Consider the following 17746-nt stretch of genomic DNA (forward strand, 5'->3'; position numbering starts at 1 on the left):
TTAAACAAAAGTGAAGTTAATATGATCATAGTGAGAATGATATGCTTTTAACCTATTCTTATTATTTTATAATCTTATTGGGAGGAATTCAAATTTATTTTGCCATTGCGAATAAATTTAAAATTGTTGATAAGCCTAATTTAAGAAGTTCTCATTCTAATACGGTAATTCGTGGTGGGGGCATAATATTTTATTTGGCGGCTTTACTTTGGTATTTTCAATCTGGATTTGAATACCCTTGGTTCTATCTGGGCTTGACAGTAATTTGTCTAATAAGCTTTCTCGATGATATTTTATCCTTATCTACTTGGATTCGATTAACAGTTCATTTAATTGGGATACTGTTTATTTGTTTTCAATTGAATCTTTTTTCTAGTTCCATCCTTTATCTAATCGTTGCCATAATTGTTAGTATAGGCATTATAAATGCCTACAACTTTATGGATGGGATCAACGGTATTACTGGCTTGTACAGTATTTCAGTTTTATCCTGTTTATGGTTTACCAATAATAATTTTATAAGTTTTATTCAGAATGATTTTGTTTATATCGTTGGAATGTCCTTGCTAGTATTTCTTTTTTATAACATTCGCGTTAAAGCCAAGTGTTTTGCAGGAGATGTTGGTTCAGTAAGCATAGCATTTATTTTACTCTTCTTACTTTGGAAATTAGTTGTTATAAGCGGAGATCTAAGTTTCTTTATTCTTTTGGTTGTATATGGTATCGATTCAGTTTTAACGATTATTCATCGATTAGTATTGAGAGAGAATATTTTTGAAGCACACAGAAAACATCTTTATCAAATACTAGCTAATGAATGCCGCATTTCTCATGTTAAGGTGGCTTGTGGATATGCACTTTTACAAATGATCATATTTATTGGTTATTTCTTCTTAATGAATCAGGATATCGTGATTCGTTATTGTTACTTATTTTCTATCGTTATTCTTTTATCAATAGCTTATTTCTACATTAAAAGGAAGATTTATAGTTTGCATATAGATGGAAGCTAGATAATAAGCAGAATTGATTTATTCAGAATCATATAGCTTGTAAACTATTAATTTTAAATGATTGTTTATAGGTGAAATGATTTTAGGGTTATATGGTAATAGCAGAGACGTGAGGTTCTCTTGTTTATTCCTTTTAAAATTTTCTTTCAATTATATACTGGTATGCTGTTTTTGAAAATGATCAAATTCTTGAAAGCACGTTTGTTAAAGATCTTAAATGCAAGAATTCTATCTCCATGGTGGATATTTTTGATTGATCTCATTTTAACATCTATTGCTTTTGTAATTGCTTACGTGGTTCGATTAAATTTCAAACTACCTACTATAAGTGTGTTGGATTTTTTAACTGCGGGAGGAATTTGTGTTGGGATATATGCAATTAGTTTTTTGTTTTTTAGTTCATACAAAGGCGTAATTCGTCATACAGAACTTAGAGAACTAATTCGACTTATTTATACAAACTTTAGTGCAGTTATTGTGCTCTTTGTATTGGATTTTTTAAATCAGCTCTTTGAAGTAGGAATCATACATATACCTTATTTGGTTTTAGTCCTTCAAGCTATATTCACTTTATTTTTCCTCACTGGATTTAGATTACTTGTGAGAGAGGTATTCTCATATTTATCAAAAGTTGAAAAAACAAAGAAAACATTGATATATGGAGCAGGAGATTTAGGTCTTTTAGCATTAGAGATACTAAATAAGGAGCGTAAAGAAAATTATCAAGTTGTAGGATTTGTTGATGATGACAAGAATAAATGGGCGACGCATTTAAGAGATATTCAAGTAAGTAGTTTTCCAAAAGCACTATCTATGGGGATGAAAAAAGGCGTATGCATGCTGGTTCTAGCCATATCTAAAATGCGAAAGGAGAAAATTAGTGAGATTACAGAGATCTGTTTGGAAAACAATTGGGAAGTAAAAGTGTTACCTGCTTTTGATGATTGGATTGATGGGAAAATGCCAGCAAAAAGTGTTAGGGATGTTAAGATAGAAGATTTATTAGGTAGAGATGAAATTCAATTGAATTTACAAAGAATACATCAATGTTTAGTTGGTAAAATAATTTTAGTGACTGGAGCAGCTGGATCAATTGGTTCAGAAATTGTTCGTCAATTGCTAAAATTTCCGATAGGAAAATTAGTGCTTCTTGATCAAGCGGAATCAGCTTTGTATGATTTACAACAAGAAATTAATTCGAAATATAAAAAAGCTTCATTTGAACTGGTTATTGGTGATGTGTCAAACTCTGCGAGAATGCGAAAGGTCTTTGAACATTTTAACCCTGAAGTGGTTTTTAATGCTGCTGCATACAAGCATGTTCCTTTAATGGAAGATAATCCGTATGAAGCTTTAAGAGTCAATGTTGGAGGGACAAGAATTCTGGCAGATTTATCTGTAGAATTTAGAGTTGAAAAATTTGTCATGATTTCGACAGATAAGGCTGTAAATCCAACTAATGTGATGGGGGCATCCAAACGTATTTGTGAAATATATATTCAGTCATTGGCTCAAAGAGAGGATATAAAGACTTCTTTCATAACAACTCGATTTGGAAATGTATTAGGGTCGAATGGTTCGGTAGTTCCTCTGTTTAAAAAACAGATAGAACAGGGCGGACCAGTAAGAGTGACTCACCCCGATATAACTCGATACTTTATGACCATCCCAGAGGCTTGCCAATTGGTTTTAGAAGCTGGTTGTATGGGGCAGGGTGGTGAGATTTTTGTTTTTGATATGGGAAAACCAGTTAAGATTCTCGATTTAGCGAAAAAGATGATCCAATTAGCAGGATTGAAATTGAATGTTGATATCCATATTATTTTTACTGGTCTGAGACCAGGAGAAAAACTATATGAAGAACTGTTAGCAAGAAACGAGAATACTCTTCCAACCCATAATGAGAAGATTATGATTGGACAGGTTCGTTCACATAATTTCGATGAGGTGAATACAGCTATTACAGAAATTATAAATTACCTGAACATAGAAAATAACGAAATGCTCGTAGCTAGAATGAAGAGTTTAGTACCTGAATTTATTTCGAAAAATTCAACATTTGAACTATTAGATAATCAGACTAAAAAAATAAATGATGAGTTATTGATGTTTCAAACTAAAAAATCAAAAGTTAGTTCTTCAACTAAAATAGATAGTCTTAAAATGAGGAGAAAATATTTGGTTGAAAAATCAAAATTAGTAAAGGTTGAATTACCTAAAGATAACGTGAAAACATTTAACTCTCTTTAGTATTGTTATAGATATAAACTGATTAAAATATAATGATAGGTGAATGAAAAGAAATCCGATTAGAATAATTGGAGTAAGGCTGTTTCTAATGAGTGTTTTAATGTAATCGGAAATGATGTGTTATAGGCATGTAGAAGTGTCTAAGGAAGTGAAGTGTTTTATTCATAAAATTATTTTTATTTTTTTTGAAACTATTGGAATTTTTTCTCGTATACACCCTTATGTATATAAAAGGAATATTTAGTCATCATCTTTATAATTGACTATTCTCTCTAATCCAAAATTACTTGTAGACTAACCATTTCATTGTTTAAATAATATTGAAAATGAAGGCCATTATTGTATTAGCAAATAGATTGTCCAGAGTATTTCAAATGATCATTAAATTACATATCCTGTTGCTATTTTTTGCATTCAACTCTTTTGCAACTTCTTATCATGTTACAGTAAATGGATCTGCTAATGGAGATGGAAGTGAATTTAGTCCATGGGACCTTAGAACTGCTCTTTCTCACCCTCCAAGTGTAACGCCAGGAGATACTATCTGGTTACATGCTGGTGTATATAAAGGACATTTTTCTAGTGATTTAGTAGGTTCTGAAGACGCAAATATAATAGTGCGTCAGTTTCCTGGAGAAAGAGTTACAATTGATGGAATAGGGCAGACAGGTTCTGGTATCTTATCTATAAAAGGATCATATGTAAGTTATTGGGGGTTTACAATTACAGATTCTAATACTCAAAGGCTTTCACAGATATCTGGTAGTTTTCCATCAGATATACCCAATGCTACAGGTGTAAATATTACAGGGCATCACATAAAACTTATTAATGTTATTGTACATGATGCCCCTGGTAATGGAATAGCTGCATGGATTCAATCTATAGATACTGAAATTTATGGATGTGTAGTTTATCACAATGGATGGCAGGGGCCTGATAGAGGTCATGGTCATGCATTTTACTCTCAGAATTTAAATGGGACTAAGGTGGTAATGGATAATCTCATGTTTAATAATTTTAGTATGGGACTTCATGTTTATACTGAGAATGGTTCAATTCAAGGTTTTCATATTGAAGGAAACTCGTGTTTTAACAATGGAATTATATCGGGAGATACTAAGTTAACTGCTAATGCACTTGTGGGGGGGAGCCAACCTGCCGATAGATTAGTGTACACAGATAATTATACTTTTCACAACTCATCGATAATTGCTGATAATGTTCGCTTTGGTTATGCTGTTGCTAATGGAGATATTATTGTTAAGGATAATTATATGATGGGAGGGTTCCCAGTCTTAAGAATAAACAATTGGAATTCTGTTGAATTAACTGGGAATACAATCCTTGGTTTTGGTAAATTAGTATATCTGGAAGTTCCTTCAGGGGTTCAGACTTCGTCTTATGATTGGGATAATAATACCTATTATGCAGGAACTCATGATAAACCTTATAATCATATCTCACTTAACTTTGATCAGTGGAAACAAACCTACTCAATTGATGCAAATAGTCTGTATACGACAGACGCTCCAGTTGGTACTAAAGTTTTTATTCGGCCTAATAAGTATGAAGCAGGACGTTCTTATATAACTGTTTACAATTGGGATTTAAAAGGTTCTGTTGATGTTGATTTATCCGATATTATTGAGGAGGGAGCAAACTATGAGATTTTTGATATTGAGTATTTAGATCATTCACCCTTATTGGCTGGAAAATACCAAGGTGGTAGTATTAGTATCCCTATGAATTTAACACAAAAATCTCAACCAATTGGAAATATTACAACGGTCTCTAAACACACTGGCTTGGAATTTGGAGTTTATTTAATAAGGAGTATTCCTGTTGATAATAGGAATAATAACTTTTTAACTGATACTAAAAAAGCTGATATAAAAAATTAGATCTTGAAAGACAGAATTTTTAATCCAATTCTTTAGAGTACTAATAATGTTAGAAAAATATATAAGAAATAAGATATTTACGACTAACACTACACTAATTAATCATGAAAAAATTATTCCCCATATTGTTTTTAGCTTGTTTGATGTTCTGTTGTACCGAGAAAAGCGGCAATGGAAATGGAAATGGAAATGGAGAAATTCCAATTTTGCCTGAAGTACGAAATCCTGAAATATATGATGTTGAAAATTTATTTTCAAACCCTCTTGTTGTCGTTGATGATATTGATTCTGCTGTTATTATTCCAATGGATTTGGTATCAACCTCACCTCCTGTAAAAAGTGTTCCTAGTATCCCCAAACATACCAGTATGGAATTTGGTGTGTATATACAACAAGAAGGAGCTGTTAAAAGTAGCTCTACAAATAATGAATAATAATCTTTATAATTAAATCTATTCCATCAAGTTATTTCTGAATAGCTAATCCTCTAAACATAGCGATTTGATTCACGTTTAGACGTCAAATATAATGCGTCTGGACTTTGCGACGATCCAGGTAATGCATGGTTTGTGAGATAGTTGGGTTTTACTCATTGTTTCGCTTTATTAAATTCGTGTGTGAATACCTTAATTATGTCTAAAGCCAATTTCGCGTTAATTCATTCACTAAATATTGTAATTCTTTAATGTTTGTTGTTATGAGAAAGATAAAATTCATACTTATTACTTTGATGTTCTTATCTGGAACAATCATCTCATGTGAAAAAAATGATTCCCAAAGCAAAGAAGAACCTGGAAACATCCCTGGTATGGGAGATGCTGGCGGAGAATTAGAAATTGCTGCACCCTTTGTTTTGCCTCCTGGGATTTCTATTGTGGGCGAAGTTAGAGGTGCTGGAGATTCTTCTGTTTCATTAGTGGGTGAAAATTTTTTAAGGAGTGAATCGAACTTAAAGGATTATGAAGGGATGTATGGTTCAGGTGGACAATGGGTTTTACTTAATATGGTTTTTGAAAATACGACAAAGGAGGATCAGGAAGTTATAATTCCTGCAGGATGTGTGTTTGAGTACAATCGTGATGATAATGAAACAGATGATAACAATTATCAAAATGGGATTTGCTTGCAAGAGATTCGTATTACTATTTTTGGAAGTACACAACTAAATGTTGTTCTATTTCTATATTGTGTAAACAAAGGGAAAGAGGGTAGTAGCAGCTTGGTTTCATATATTATTAGAGGTACTTCTACTTCCGAATTGATTGATTTTCTTGTTGATGCTCTTAGATATAAAATGATTGATATTAACGATTTTGCGCCAGAGGAAATGGACGAGTATAATAGTATAACTGACAGAATTCAAGAGATTGTTTGGGCTATTACCAATGGATCTGGTCTTACACAAGCTGATAAAGATTTTATCGATGACCTTAGTGATAAAGTTGGAGGTATTTAATTTACTAGCTATACCCTTTACTTAGAATGCCTTTAAACTCTAAGTTTTTTAAGCTGCTTCGCTATGCGTGGCAGCTTTTTGTTTTTTAGTCGTAAAAGTGAGAAATTTGTTACACCTATGTTACACCTGAGTGAATTTCAAATAAAAAAAGCAGCATTAGAAATGCTGCTTTGCCTTTAAATACTGGCGGAGAGAGAGGGATTCGAACCCCCGGTACCTTGCGGTACACGTGCTTTCCAAGCACGCACAATCGGCCACTCTGTCATCCCTCCAGATGTTGAGACAACAAAAGTAGAATAAAAATTGGCTTTTCAAAACTAGAGTGGACATAAAACTGATAAAGAGTTTGGTGAACTTTTGTTTTGTTTCTCTTATTCAAGCTTCTATGTAAAAAGCTTCTTCAGAATAATGATTTTCGACTATCTCTTATATCTTTGCAGCTTGAAAATAAATATGGCTTGGTGATCGCATTCATATGTGCGCCTCAAGGCGAAAAATAAGAAGAATGGTTTCAGTTGATGGTTTGGCGGTAGAGTTTGGTGGCACTACCTTATTTAAAGATATTTCCTTTGTTATAAACGAGAAGGATAGGATAGCCCTTATGGGAAAAAATGGGGCTGGTAAATCGACTCTATTAAAGATTATTGCAGGTGCCGACAAACCTACTCGTGGGCGAATTGGGGCTCCTAAAGATGCTGTAATTGCATACTTGCCACAGCACTTGATGACTGATAATACCCGAACTGTATTTGAAGAAGCCTCTCAAGCTTTTTCCAGGATTTTCGAAATGGAAAAAGAAATCGAGGATTTGAATATACAAATGGCTTCGCGTACTGATTATGAATCTGAAGAGTACTATCAGTTAATAGAACGTGTTTCTTCATTAAGTGAAGTCTTTTACTCTATTGAAGAGATTAATTACGATGCCGAGGTTGAAAAAACCTTGCTTGGTCTTGGTTTTATGCGAGAGGATTTCACTCGTTCAACATCAGAGTTTAGTGGTGGCTGGCGTATGCGTATTGAACTAGCAAAAATTCTTTTACGTCAACCCGATTTAATTCTTCTTGATGAGCCAACTAATCATTTGGATATTGAATCGATTCAGTGGCTAGAGAATTTCCTTAAGGAATCTGGGAAAGCTGTGATTGTGATTTCTCACGACCGTGCTTTTGTAGATAATATTACGACTCGTACCATTGAGGTGACTATGGGGCGTATTTATGACTATAAAGTAAACTATTCGGAGTATTTGGAGTTGAGAAAGGATAGACGTCTTCATCAGCAGAAAGCCTTCGAGGAGCAACAAAGAATTATTGCCGATAATCAGGCTTTTATTGATAGGTTTAAGGGCACATACTCTAAAACGAACCAAGTATCATCACGTGAAAAGATGCTTGAGAAAATGGTTATTGTCGAGGTCGATGAGGAAGATACATCAGCTTTACGATTGAAGTTTCCACCTTCGCCTCGCTCTGGAAATTATCCTGTTATAGCTGATGGATTAGCTAAGTCTTATGGTGATAATCTAGTGTTTGCTGATGCTAAATTTACGATTGAGCGTGGAGAAAAAGTAGCCTTTGTAGGTCGAAATGGTGAGGGGAAATCGACTTTGGTAAAAGCTATTATGGATGAGATTGATTACACCGGAGATCTTACATTGGGACACAATACCATGATTGGATATTTCGCCCAGAATCAGGCTTCATTATTAGATGAAAATCTAACTGTTTTTCAAACTATTGATGATGTTGCAGTAGGCGATATCAGAACAAAGATTAAAGACATGTTGGGAGCCTTCATGTTTGGAGGCGATAATTCAACCAAGAAAGTAAAAGTGCTTTCAGGAGGAGAGCGTACCAGACTTGCAATGATTAAACTTTTGCTTGAGCCGGTTAATCTTTTGATTCTTGATGAGCCTACTAATCACCTTGATTTAAAAACCAAGGATATTTTAAAGGATGCACTATTGGCTTTTGATGGTACACTAATACTCGTTTCACACGATAGAGATTTCCTAAATGGTTTGGCAGATAAGGTATATGAATTTGGCAATAAGAAAGTGAAAGAACACTTGTGTGGTATCTCTGAATTTCTTGAGAATAAGAAAATGGAACACCTTACAGAGTTAGAAAAGAAATAAGAATGTTTTTTTTTGATTATATAAAGCTTGTAGAATTAATTTCTGCAAGCTTTTTTTTATTCCGATATTCAAAAAATAATGAAATAAAAAAAAGACTATCTCTAAGGATAGTCTTTTTTGAAATATTGTGTTTCAGTAGATTACTTTACTGAATCCATGTACTGGATTAACTCACATACTTTAGTTGAGTATCCCATTTCATTATCATACCATGAAACAACTTTTACGAAGTTTGGAGATAATTGAATACCAGCTGTAGCATCGAAAATAGAAGTACGAGTATCACCAATAAAGTCATTTGATACAACTGCATCTTCAGTATATCCTAAGATACCTTTTAATTCGTTCTCAGAAGCTTCTTTCATAGCAGCACAAATTTCTGCGTAAGTAGCACCTTTTTCTAGACGAACTGTCAAGTCAACAACAGATACATCAGGAGTAGGAACACGGAAAGACATACCAGTTAGTTTACCATCTAAAGCAGGAATTACTTTACCTACAGCTTTAGCAGCACCAGTAGAAGAAGGAATGATGTTTTGACCAGCACCACGTCCACCTCTCCAATCCTTAGCAGAAGGACCGTCAACAGTTTTTTGAGTTGCAGTAGTCGCGTGTACAGTAGTCATTAAACCTTCGATAATTCCCCACTTGTCGTTCAATACTTTAGCTACAGGAGCTAAACAGTTAGTAGTACAAGATGCGTTAGAAACGAAAGTAAGATCGTTAGTATATTCAGTGTTGTTTACACCCATAACGAACATTGGAGTATCGTCTTTTGAAGGTGCAGACATAATAACTTTTTTAGCTCCACCATCGATATGACCTTGAGCAGATTCTTTTGTTAAGAAAAAACCTGTAGATTCTACAACGTATTCAGCAGATACTGCACCCCAGTTGATATCAGCTGGATTTCTTTCTGCAGTAACACGCACTACGTTACCATTAACGATCATTTGACCATCAACAACTTCAACGGTACCGTTGAATTTTCCGTGAGTAGAATCATATTTTAACATGTAAGCCATGTAATCTACATCTAAAAGGTCGTTAATAGCTACTACTTCGATGTTACCTTGAGCAACAGCCTGACGGAATACGAAACGTCCAATACGTCCGAATCCGTTGATACCAATTTTAATCTTTGACATTTTGTATAAAGTTTTAATTTAATAAACCCTTTGTTTCTTGTAAGGCAAAAGTAGAGAAATAAATAAGAAAACGAGAGGGAAATGTGAAAAAAAATCATATGTTTCTTGATCATATGAAAGAGTCTCCTTATTAGTATTCAGTCTGTTATATGAATCTGTAACGATTGCAATTAAGTGATATTAACGTAAAAAAAAATCTCATTTAAATGAGATTTTTTACTTTTTATACTGTTTTCGAGGTATTCTGTGTTTCAACTTTAGAATATGCAGGACATTTTTTGTCAGTCGCACAAGAACTTAAAACGGTTCCTACCAACATCAGTAGGCAAAGTGCATAAAGTAGTTTTTTCATAGTGTTATTTTTTTTCGAATCAAGATTCAAATTTAATATTTATAGGTTAGACTCAAGAGGTATTAAAGAAAAACTAAGCATTTTTGTTCAATAATTTGTAAAAGATAATGATAATCTTGTAAGTACAGAAATTATCATTCATTTTTGAATCTAATTTAGATTATTCGGAATTATAATTTGTCTTTCTTTAAGCCATATATGAAACTTTACAATATTAATATCTTATTTCTGTTTAGGATCAGCCTATTATTGATTTTGTTGTTGGCGATATCCACGTCTTTATTATCTCAAAATAAGGTTTACCACTTAAAACTGGTAGGTCGTGAGATCTCATCCTTTAGGAAGCAAGCCAAACAAATTAAGCGACATCATTTTAATGATGATAAGACACTGAACTTTAAAGTTCAGCAATTAAAGTCATATTTTATTGAGAAAGGCTATCTAGAAACTAATATTGATAGCATTTATAAAATTTCCGATACACTTTATGCGTTTTTTCATATTGGAAAACCATATGTATGGAAAGACCTAAATTTAGTTGTTGATAAACCTATTGGAGGGGAATATTTAGGATTTAATTTTAAAGGTTCAAAAGGATTTTCGTTTAAAGATGGTACAGATGAGCAGTCTGTTATATTGGATTATTATTCAAATCACGGATATCCTTTTGCCACATTAACTCTATCTGATATAAAAATTACTGATGGTGAAATAAGTGGTAATGGTTTATTGAGCCCTAATCAGCGAATTGTTTGGGATAGTATATTGATAAAAGGGAATGCTTTGATACATTCTAAATTTATTGAAAATCATCTAGGTATAAAGCCTGGGCAGGTATATTGTGAAGAAAAATTTGAAGCGATTTCACAACTGATTTCTAAGCTTGACTTTATATCCGAAATTAAACCATCCGAACTTGAATTTTTCGATGGAGTAGCCAAGGTCCATCACTATCTGAAAAAGCAATCAGCTAATCGATTTGATGGAATTATTGGTTTTCAGAACAATAAAGAAACGAATCAATTAGAACTCACTGGTGAAGTTGATCTGGATTTGGTCAATTCTTTTCATAGGGGAGAACATATTCAGTTTAATTGGCGAAAATTGGAAGAGAGTAGCCAGAATTTAAAAGTTGATTTTCACTACCCCTATATTTTTAATTCAAAGCTGGGCACTGATTTGTCATTTCAGCTCATGAAGCAGGATAGTACTTATGTGAATACAAATTTAAGATTGGGGCTCAATTTTCAGCAGACTGGGACCAGTGGTGTATGTTTATTCTATCAATTGAAGTCATCCAATCTTATTTCTTCCAAGCATTTTGCAGGTTTAACGGTATTGCCTGATTTTGCAGACTCAAAATCGAATCTCTTGGGATTTCAATATGAATATGAGAAGTTGGACAGGAGGTATAATCCTCTTGAAGGCTGGCATTGGATTCTTGATCTATCTGGTGGTGAAAATAAAATTAAGAGAAATGTCAATATGCCTGACGAGCTATATAAGAATATCGATTTAAAAACGAAGATTTTTGAAGGTCGCCTGAGTCTTAAAAATTATATTCCCTTAGGTTCAAAATTGGTATATCATTGGCAAGTAATGGCAGCGTGGATGGAGCGAGTTAATTATTTTGAAAATGATTTATATCGTTTGGGAGGAATGAAAACTATCAGAGGCTTTAACGAAGATTCTTTTAGAGCTTCAAAATATGCCCTTACCAGACAGGAATTCCAATTTGTTCCTAGTCAGCATACAAGTATTTATCTATTCTACGATCTGGCTTGGTATGAGCAAGAAATACAAGAAAAGATAATGTCAGATCATCCTATGGGGTATGGATTTGGTTTGAATTTTTTTGCAGGATCAGGCTTGTTTACTTTAAACTATGCATTGGGAAAGCAGGGTGAACAATCTACCGATTTAAAATCGGCTAAAATTCATTTTGGCTTTATCGCTAAATTTTAATTCAAAAATGGCTGAACACAAGAGTGAACAGCCATTTTAAACATCAAACTTCAAATTATTAGTCGCGATTTCATCAGTACTTTGATTCAAAATCAACAGTCAAAACTAGTCATAAGTTTGCAGTTTGTAGGGGCTAAGAAATAAGTTCTTAAACATGGCGCAAACGTTTGTAATTATTCTATATTTGCACCTACATTAAGGTTGGTTTGCTTCAGTTTACTTCGTGGTTCATTCTCATTTATTTTCAATAAAAAAAACACCCACTTAAAAGTGAGTGTTTAAATCTCTACCAACCATTAATTGGTTTAGTTTGTATCTTATAGTTCAAAAAGAGTTTTATAGTTAGTCTTAATTATCTCATCTACTTTTTGATAAAAAGCTTTCATTTCAGTTTTATTGATCCCTTCTTTTCGCCATTTTTTCAAGTTTTCTTGACTTAATTGAAGAATTTGATTTTCAGTTTTCTCCAATTGCTGAACGATTCCTGTTTCTTCTTTGTTGTATGCTGCCGTGGTATTCATGTAATCTTCACCTGCACCTCTGGATACAGGAAAGAATTTTTTCTTCAATTCTAAGGTTTTGATACACAATGCTGCATTTTTATCTTTGTCAGCGCGGACAGTCTCTGGTAAATCAATATTTTTTAAACTCCAGCTTGGAACAGCGACTGATGCAAGTGGAAAACCAAGTAAAGTCCACATGGTTGTTAGTCTAGGATCTTCATTCTCTTTAACTCCTTGAATAACAAAAGATGAAGTTGATATATAACGATTGATGCAATCTTTTACAACGATGAAGTTATTCTGATTTTCAGATAAATTTTGATATGACTTAACATCTTCTTCGGTAAGGAAATTCTCAAGTGATCGACATTGGTTTTTAAGAATGAAAGTCGGATCTAGTTGCTTGGTTCCTGCTGCTGCAAAGAATTCCTTTTCGGCATTCATATAACGTATGTAGCCATAACCTTCGTTTTCTCTGCCAGTAAATGAATAGTTTGCTCTAATAATGTAACCATTAGGAGCTACTTTTTTGTCATTTGCATCAAACTTGACGAAGCTATTGTCATTTGTTTCGAAATAGGCTGCTCCACCTTTTGCATCAATAACACCAAAATTTGCTTCTAAGCCCATTGGTTTTGGTAGGTTTGCAAGCAAGTTTTCAAAATCCTCTAGAGTCTTGCATGATTGTAGGGCTTTTTTCATGATAATACCTTCCTGATCTCTAAACGACGCATCTTTATCCGATCTAAGATTGAAAGAAGCCGAATTCATGATTGCAAAGCCAACTTCGTTGTTGCCACCCCAAATTTGATCACCATTGCTGTCGTCTGAGTTGATTAAGCCAACATATGTGAACACACCATCATTGAAAAGGCGTAATTTGTTTTGGTAACTTTCAGAGTCGCGATGTTTCCAGAGTATTGGACGCCCGTCTTTGGTAGATTTCCCTGAAATAACGGCTGTTGTACATGCCATAGAAGAAGCATAAGCTAGTCCTAAAAAAAAGCTTAATAGTGTGATGTGTTTAATGAATTTCATTCTTGTGTTAGTTGGTAGTCAAAAACTGTGGTTTTGTTTTCGATGGTGTTAGTTTTCGGTTTTATTGGGTCGGTTAAGTATATAGTTACAGAAAATGATACTCAGAAGAGTAATTCCTGAATTGGCCACAATTGGTAAATCGTGAGGCAAGTATATTTTTAGTACAAAGATTAATAGAAAGGCGATAAGCATACCCATTAAAAGGGCAGAAAACATGTTTTTTAAATTTTCGACACTTGCTTCTTTCCCAATTTGTTCTATTTCATCAATGTTTACTTTGAAATTAAGCATGGCTTCATTAAATGCTTCAGCCTCTTTTGAGAAGAATAGTTTTGTTTTTTTAGATAAAAATTGCCCCATTGAACTAAACTTATATTGGGCAAAAAGATCGTAATCCATTTTTTCAACCTTGATGACATCAAGTCTAACTATAGTTCTCCAATTTAAGGGATTAAGTGAGGTTAAGTTTCCCCACCATGATCCCTTTTTCAAAGTCATTCCGTATGCATTCGCATCAATGAGTGTATAACCTCTTGTTTCGTAGAATTTGATGATATCTGAAACGAGAAGCTTCTTATTACGTTTTATATTGCAATTGCTCAGTTTGTCCATAATGCAACTTTATTGATTACGAAAGATACTTAAAAAATATAGATGGTCTTTATAATTTACGATTCACATCTCTTGCTGAAGCTTGAGCTGAAGGCATAATAAGAATATCGTTGATTGAAACGTGCTCAGGACGCGTTGCGATAAAAAGCAAACTTTCAGCAATATCTTCAGCTTTGAGAGGTTCGAAGCCATTGTAAACTTGTTCAGCTTTGCTTTGATCACCTTTAAAACGAACAAGAGAGAATTCCGTTTCAACCATACCAGGAGCAATTGAACTAACTCTAATATTGTGAGGTAATAAATCTATTCTCATACCCTTAGTAATAGCCTCTACTGCATGTTTTGTACCACAGTAAACATTGCCACCAGGATAAGCTTCTTTTCCAGCAATAGAAGAAATGTTGACAATTAATCCTTTCTTGCGACTAGCCATTAGAGGACTTACACAACGAGTTACATAAAGTAGACCTTTAACATTGGTGTCGATCATGCGATCCCAATCGTCGATAACACCTTCCTCAATAGGAGAAACACCAACTGCTAAGCCAGCATTGTTGACTAAAACATCAATATTCTTCCACTTTTCAGGTAAATCATTTATTGTTTTTTCTACCTCTTTATAGTTTCTAACATCAAGACAAAGATTAAATACCTCTTTACCATACGTATCTTGAATTTTCTTAGAAAGATTTTTAATGTTTTTTTCGCGTCTGCCAGCAATAATTAAGTCAAATCCATTTTCGGCCAATTTTAATGCACAGGCTTCACCTATTCCTGCTGAAGCACCCGTTATTAAAGCTATTTTGTTCATATTCTGAGTTTTGTTGTGTTTTAAAGAATGTCTTTAGTTCTACCAGTATTAAGTTTAGAACTCGATTTTTTCAGCCCTAAATTTAGAAACAAAGTATCTAATTGATGTTAGTGTTCATTATTTTTTTATAAATTTAGTTAATCATCAAGCAGAGGGTAGCATAGGTGTTAATGTGTGGACAGATAAATGTAATTCTGTGCTTGGATCTTTTAAAGTATATATTTTTAATCAAGTAAAAATTGTTGACAAAGAGATAATTAGGAATCAGATGAAATGAACCATGATTAACTAAGAGTTGGTGTGGCGACTTCCATGTGCTGTTAATATAAAAATTAGAAACACATGAAAAACAAGGCGAATACATTAAGGGTTGCGGAAGAACTAGAAAGTTATAAAGACGTTTTAGATTCAATATCAATGAAGTTAGGTCGAGAACTTAACGAGTTGGAGTTGCTAATTTATTCTGCCATGTGGGCTGAAAGGGTCTCTTATAAAAGTTCTTACCAATGGATAAAATCTTTACCTACAGAAGGGGATCGGGTTATTGTTGGAGCAGGAATAGCAAATTCTGGGGCTGTTGATATTGGCAACGATTTATGTTGTGTTTTTAAAATGGGAAGTCACAATCATCCTTCAGGCATAGACCCCTACGAAGGGGCTGCCACCTGTGTTGGTGACGTAATTCGCGATGTTGTTTCTCTTGGTGCAAAGCCGATTATTTCTTTGAATTCGTTCCGCTTTGGTAATCAAAATCTCGATAGAACACAATGGTTGATGGAAGAGGTGAAAAAAGGTGTCTATGATTACTCTTCCTTACAATACGTCAAAAATATTAATAGTGAAATCTGTTTTAACTCTTGTTTTAATTGTAATCCTCTTGTAAATATATTAGTTGCTGGTCTTGTACATAAAGATCATCTCATTTTAAATAGAGACGTTCGTGTGGGTAGTGCCGTGTTTATTGTTGGAAATTTAACGAGTAATGATGGTATTGCTGTTGATGAAAAAACAGGTTCTGTTGCTAAAAGCAATCCCGATTTATCAAGTTCAATGATAAAAACAATTTTGGAACTAACAGAACAAAATGCCTTACTATATGTTGAAAATATGGACATAGCAGGTTTAGTATGTGCTTGTTCATCTATTGGAGTCAGAGTTGGGTATGGCGTTGATATTGAGTTGAATAAGATTCCTTTAGCTAAGGATAATTTATCAATAGAGGAAGTCATGTTATCTCGAACTCAGGAGAGAATGATGATTGTTGTTGATCAAACAAAGATTGAAGAGGTAAGGAATATTTTTAATAGATCTGAAGTTCTTTGTACGCAAATTGGAACGATAGTAGAGAATGAGACATTAACTTTCTTTGATGATAATGATGTAGTTGCAGAATTTTTTCCGGAGGACCTTGTTATGGGCTATACCGCTCCTCAAGAAAATAGAAGATATATCCCTTTAACTGAAAGTAATCATAGAGATCTTTTAGAAACTATTCCTGAGCCAGATGACTATTGGAAATTGATTAAACACTTGTTGAAAGATAAGAATATTGGTGTTAAATTGCACATACAGTTGCATGATCAAGTAGAAGAAAATCATTCACCTTCTGATGCCATTGTTTTGTATGATAAAAACATAAATCCTCTGTGTTTTACAATTTCTGGAAACTCCAATTATTGCAATTCTAACCCTTTTGTTGGGACTCAGATTAATATGGCAATGGCTGTGCGTCGAATTACATGTACAGGTGGAAAAGCTATAGGGATTAATGATTGTTTGAATTTAGGAAGTTTGTTAGATGAGAAAGTATATGCTCAACTTGTCGAATCGGTTGAAGGTTTATCCGAAGCTTGTCAATTTTATGATATTCCGGTTTTAGGAGGTAATGTTAGTTTTTATAACGAAAGTACGATTGAGGGAAATCGTATTTCTATTCAGCCAACTCCCGTAATAGGAATGATGGGGATGTTGGATTCATCGCAGCATCATACCTCATATATTTACAGAAAGAAAGGGGATATGATATTCCTTATTGGACAGTCTCATAATGATATTGCTGGATCACAATATTTGCAGAGTATTAGAAAAGGGACTCCTGAGGGAATTCCTTACTTTTCACTTTATGAAGAGAAAAAAGTGAATGATTGTGTTCATAAATTGATCAAACAGAAATTGATTGTTTCGGCTCATAGCGTAGATGAGGGAGGTTTGTTTTTTAATCTAGTTGCATCATCTATGCCATTAGGATTTGGCTTTGATATTACTTCACCTGCCGAAGTTAGAAAAGATGCTTTTTTGTTTGGTGAATCTCAATCAAGAGTTGTTGTTTCGGTGTCAATGGAAAACGAAGATGATTTTATTGATGCTATGATGGAGTATGGGGTGTCTTTTTCAACTTTGGGGCATGTTACTAAAGGTGAATTGAGAATTGATGATATTCCTTTTGGTTTTATTGATGATTATAAAACCGATTTTCAGTTGAGTTCTCCTTTTGATTGATTCGAAATCATGTAAATAAAAGTAAGTTTTGTAATCGGCTTGTCTTGACAATTAA

The 17746-nt window shown here is 33.8% G+C and carries 13 protein-coding genes and 1 tRNA gene; 8 read left to right on the top strand and 6 right to left on the bottom strand.

Annotated elements, in window-relative coordinates; genetic code table 11:
• The first annotated feature begins 41 nt into the window (after positions 1-41).
• The 5 genes from DWB61_RS03130 (at position 42) to DWB61_RS03150 (ending at position 6623) form a co-directional block, all read left to right on the top strand.
• Positions 42-1013 carry an MraY family glycosyltransferase gene (locus DWB61_RS03130; protein WP_125029437.1) on the top strand — a complete coding sequence of 324 codons (972 nt, stop codon included), beginning with the start codon at positions 42-44 and terminating at the stop codon, positions 1011-1013.
• A gap of 177 nt (positions 1014-1190) precedes the next feature.
• Entirely contained in the window at positions 1191-3263 is a 2073-nt protein-coding gene (locus tag DWB61_RS03135; RefSeq protein WP_225423346.1) for a polysaccharide biosynthesis protein, read from the top strand.
• A gap of 326 nt (positions 3264-3589) precedes the next feature.
• The gene (locus DWB61_RS03140) at positions 3590-5167 is read left to right on the top strand and encodes a hypothetical protein (RefSeq protein WP_125029439.1); all 1578 of its coding nucleotides are present in this window, start codon (positions 3590-3592) and stop codon (positions 5165-5167) included.
• A gap of 104 nt (positions 5168-5271) precedes the next feature.
• Complete coding sequence (locus DWB61_RS03145; protein ID WP_125029440.1) at positions 5272-5601, top strand: hypothetical protein; 330 nt, start codon at positions 5272-5274, stop codon at positions 5599-5601.
• A gap of 263 nt (positions 5602-5864) precedes the next feature.
• Positions 5865-6623 carry a hypothetical protein gene (locus DWB61_RS03150; protein WP_125029441.1) on the top strand — a complete coding sequence of 253 codons (759 nt, stop codon included), beginning with the start codon at positions 5865-5867 and terminating at the stop codon, positions 6621-6623.
• A 184-nt stretch (positions 6624-6807) separates the two neighbouring features.
• Here DWB61_RS03150 and DWB61_RS03155 read toward each other — a convergent pair.
• Positions 6808-6895, bottom strand: a tRNA-Ser gene (locus tag DWB61_RS03155).
• A gap of 233 nt (positions 6896-7128) precedes the next feature.
• Here DWB61_RS03155 and DWB61_RS03160 point away from each other — a divergent pair.
• Positions 7129-8763 carry an ABC-F family ATP-binding cassette domain-containing protein gene (locus DWB61_RS03160; protein WP_125029442.1) on the top strand — a complete coding sequence of 545 codons (1635 nt, stop codon included), beginning with the start codon at positions 7129-7131 and terminating at the stop codon, positions 8761-8763.
• Positions 8764-8903: 140 nt separating this feature from the next.
• On the opposite strand, the gene gap is transcribed toward DWB61_RS03160, so the two are convergent.
• Together gap and DWB61_RS17870 are read right to left on the bottom strand one after the other, a co-directional pair.
• Positions 8904-9911: a type I glyceraldehyde-3-phosphate dehydrogenase gene (gene gap / locus DWB61_RS03165; protein WP_125029443.1), complete on the bottom strand. Its 1008-nt coding sequence runs from the start codon at positions 9909-9911 to the stop codon at positions 8904-8906.
• 223 nt (positions 9912-10134) lie between these two features.
• Complete coding sequence (locus DWB61_RS17870; RefSeq protein ID WP_262701451.1) at positions 10135-10263, bottom strand: hypothetical protein; 129 nt, start codon at positions 10261-10263, stop codon at positions 10135-10137.
• Positions 10264-10461: 198 nt separating this feature from the next.
• On the opposite strand from DWB61_RS17870, the gene DWB61_RS03170 reads away from it, so the two are divergent.
• Positions 10462-12228 carry a POTRA domain-containing protein gene (locus DWB61_RS03170; RefSeq protein ID WP_125029444.1) on the top strand — a complete coding sequence of 589 codons (1767 nt, stop codon included), beginning with the start codon at positions 10462-10464 and terminating at the stop codon, positions 12226-12228.
• Between the two features lie 317 nt (positions 12229-12545).
• On the opposite strand, the gene DWB61_RS03175 is transcribed toward DWB61_RS03170, so the two are convergent.
• Genes DWB61_RS03175 through DWB61_RS03185 form a run of 3 tightly spaced genes read right to left on the bottom strand, consistent with a single transcriptional unit; the run spans position 12546 to position 15192 of the window.
• Entirely contained in the window at positions 12546-13769 is a 1224-nt protein-coding gene (locus DWB61_RS03175) for a C45 family peptidase (RefSeq protein ID WP_125029445.1), read from the bottom strand.
• A gap of 48 nt (positions 13770-13817) precedes the next feature.
• Positions 13818-14381 (bottom strand): hypothetical protein, encoded by a 564-nt coding sequence (locus DWB61_RS03180; RefSeq protein ID WP_125029446.1) that lies wholly within the window; start codon positions 14379-14381, stop codon positions 13818-13820.
• 49 nt (positions 14382-14430) lie between these two features.
• Positions 14431-15192, bottom strand: coding sequence for an SDR family NAD(P)-dependent oxidoreductase (locus DWB61_RS03185; RefSeq protein ID WP_125029447.1), 762 nt, complete (start codon positions 15190-15192; stop codon positions 14431-14433).
• Positions 15193-15534: 342 nt separating this feature from the next.
• Here DWB61_RS03185 and DWB61_RS03190 point away from each other — a divergent pair, with 342 nt between their 5' ends.
• Complete coding sequence (locus DWB61_RS03190; protein WP_125029448.1) at positions 15535-17691, top strand: AIR synthase related protein; 2157 nt, start codon at positions 15535-15537, stop codon at positions 17689-17691.
• The last annotated feature ends 55 nt before the right edge of the window (positions 17692-17746 follow it).

It is taken from the genome of Ancylomarina euxina (assembly GCF_003863355.1).
Classification (GTDB): domain Bacteria; phylum Bacteroidota; class Bacteroidia; order Bacteroidales; family Marinifilaceae; genus Ancylomarina; species Ancylomarina euxinus.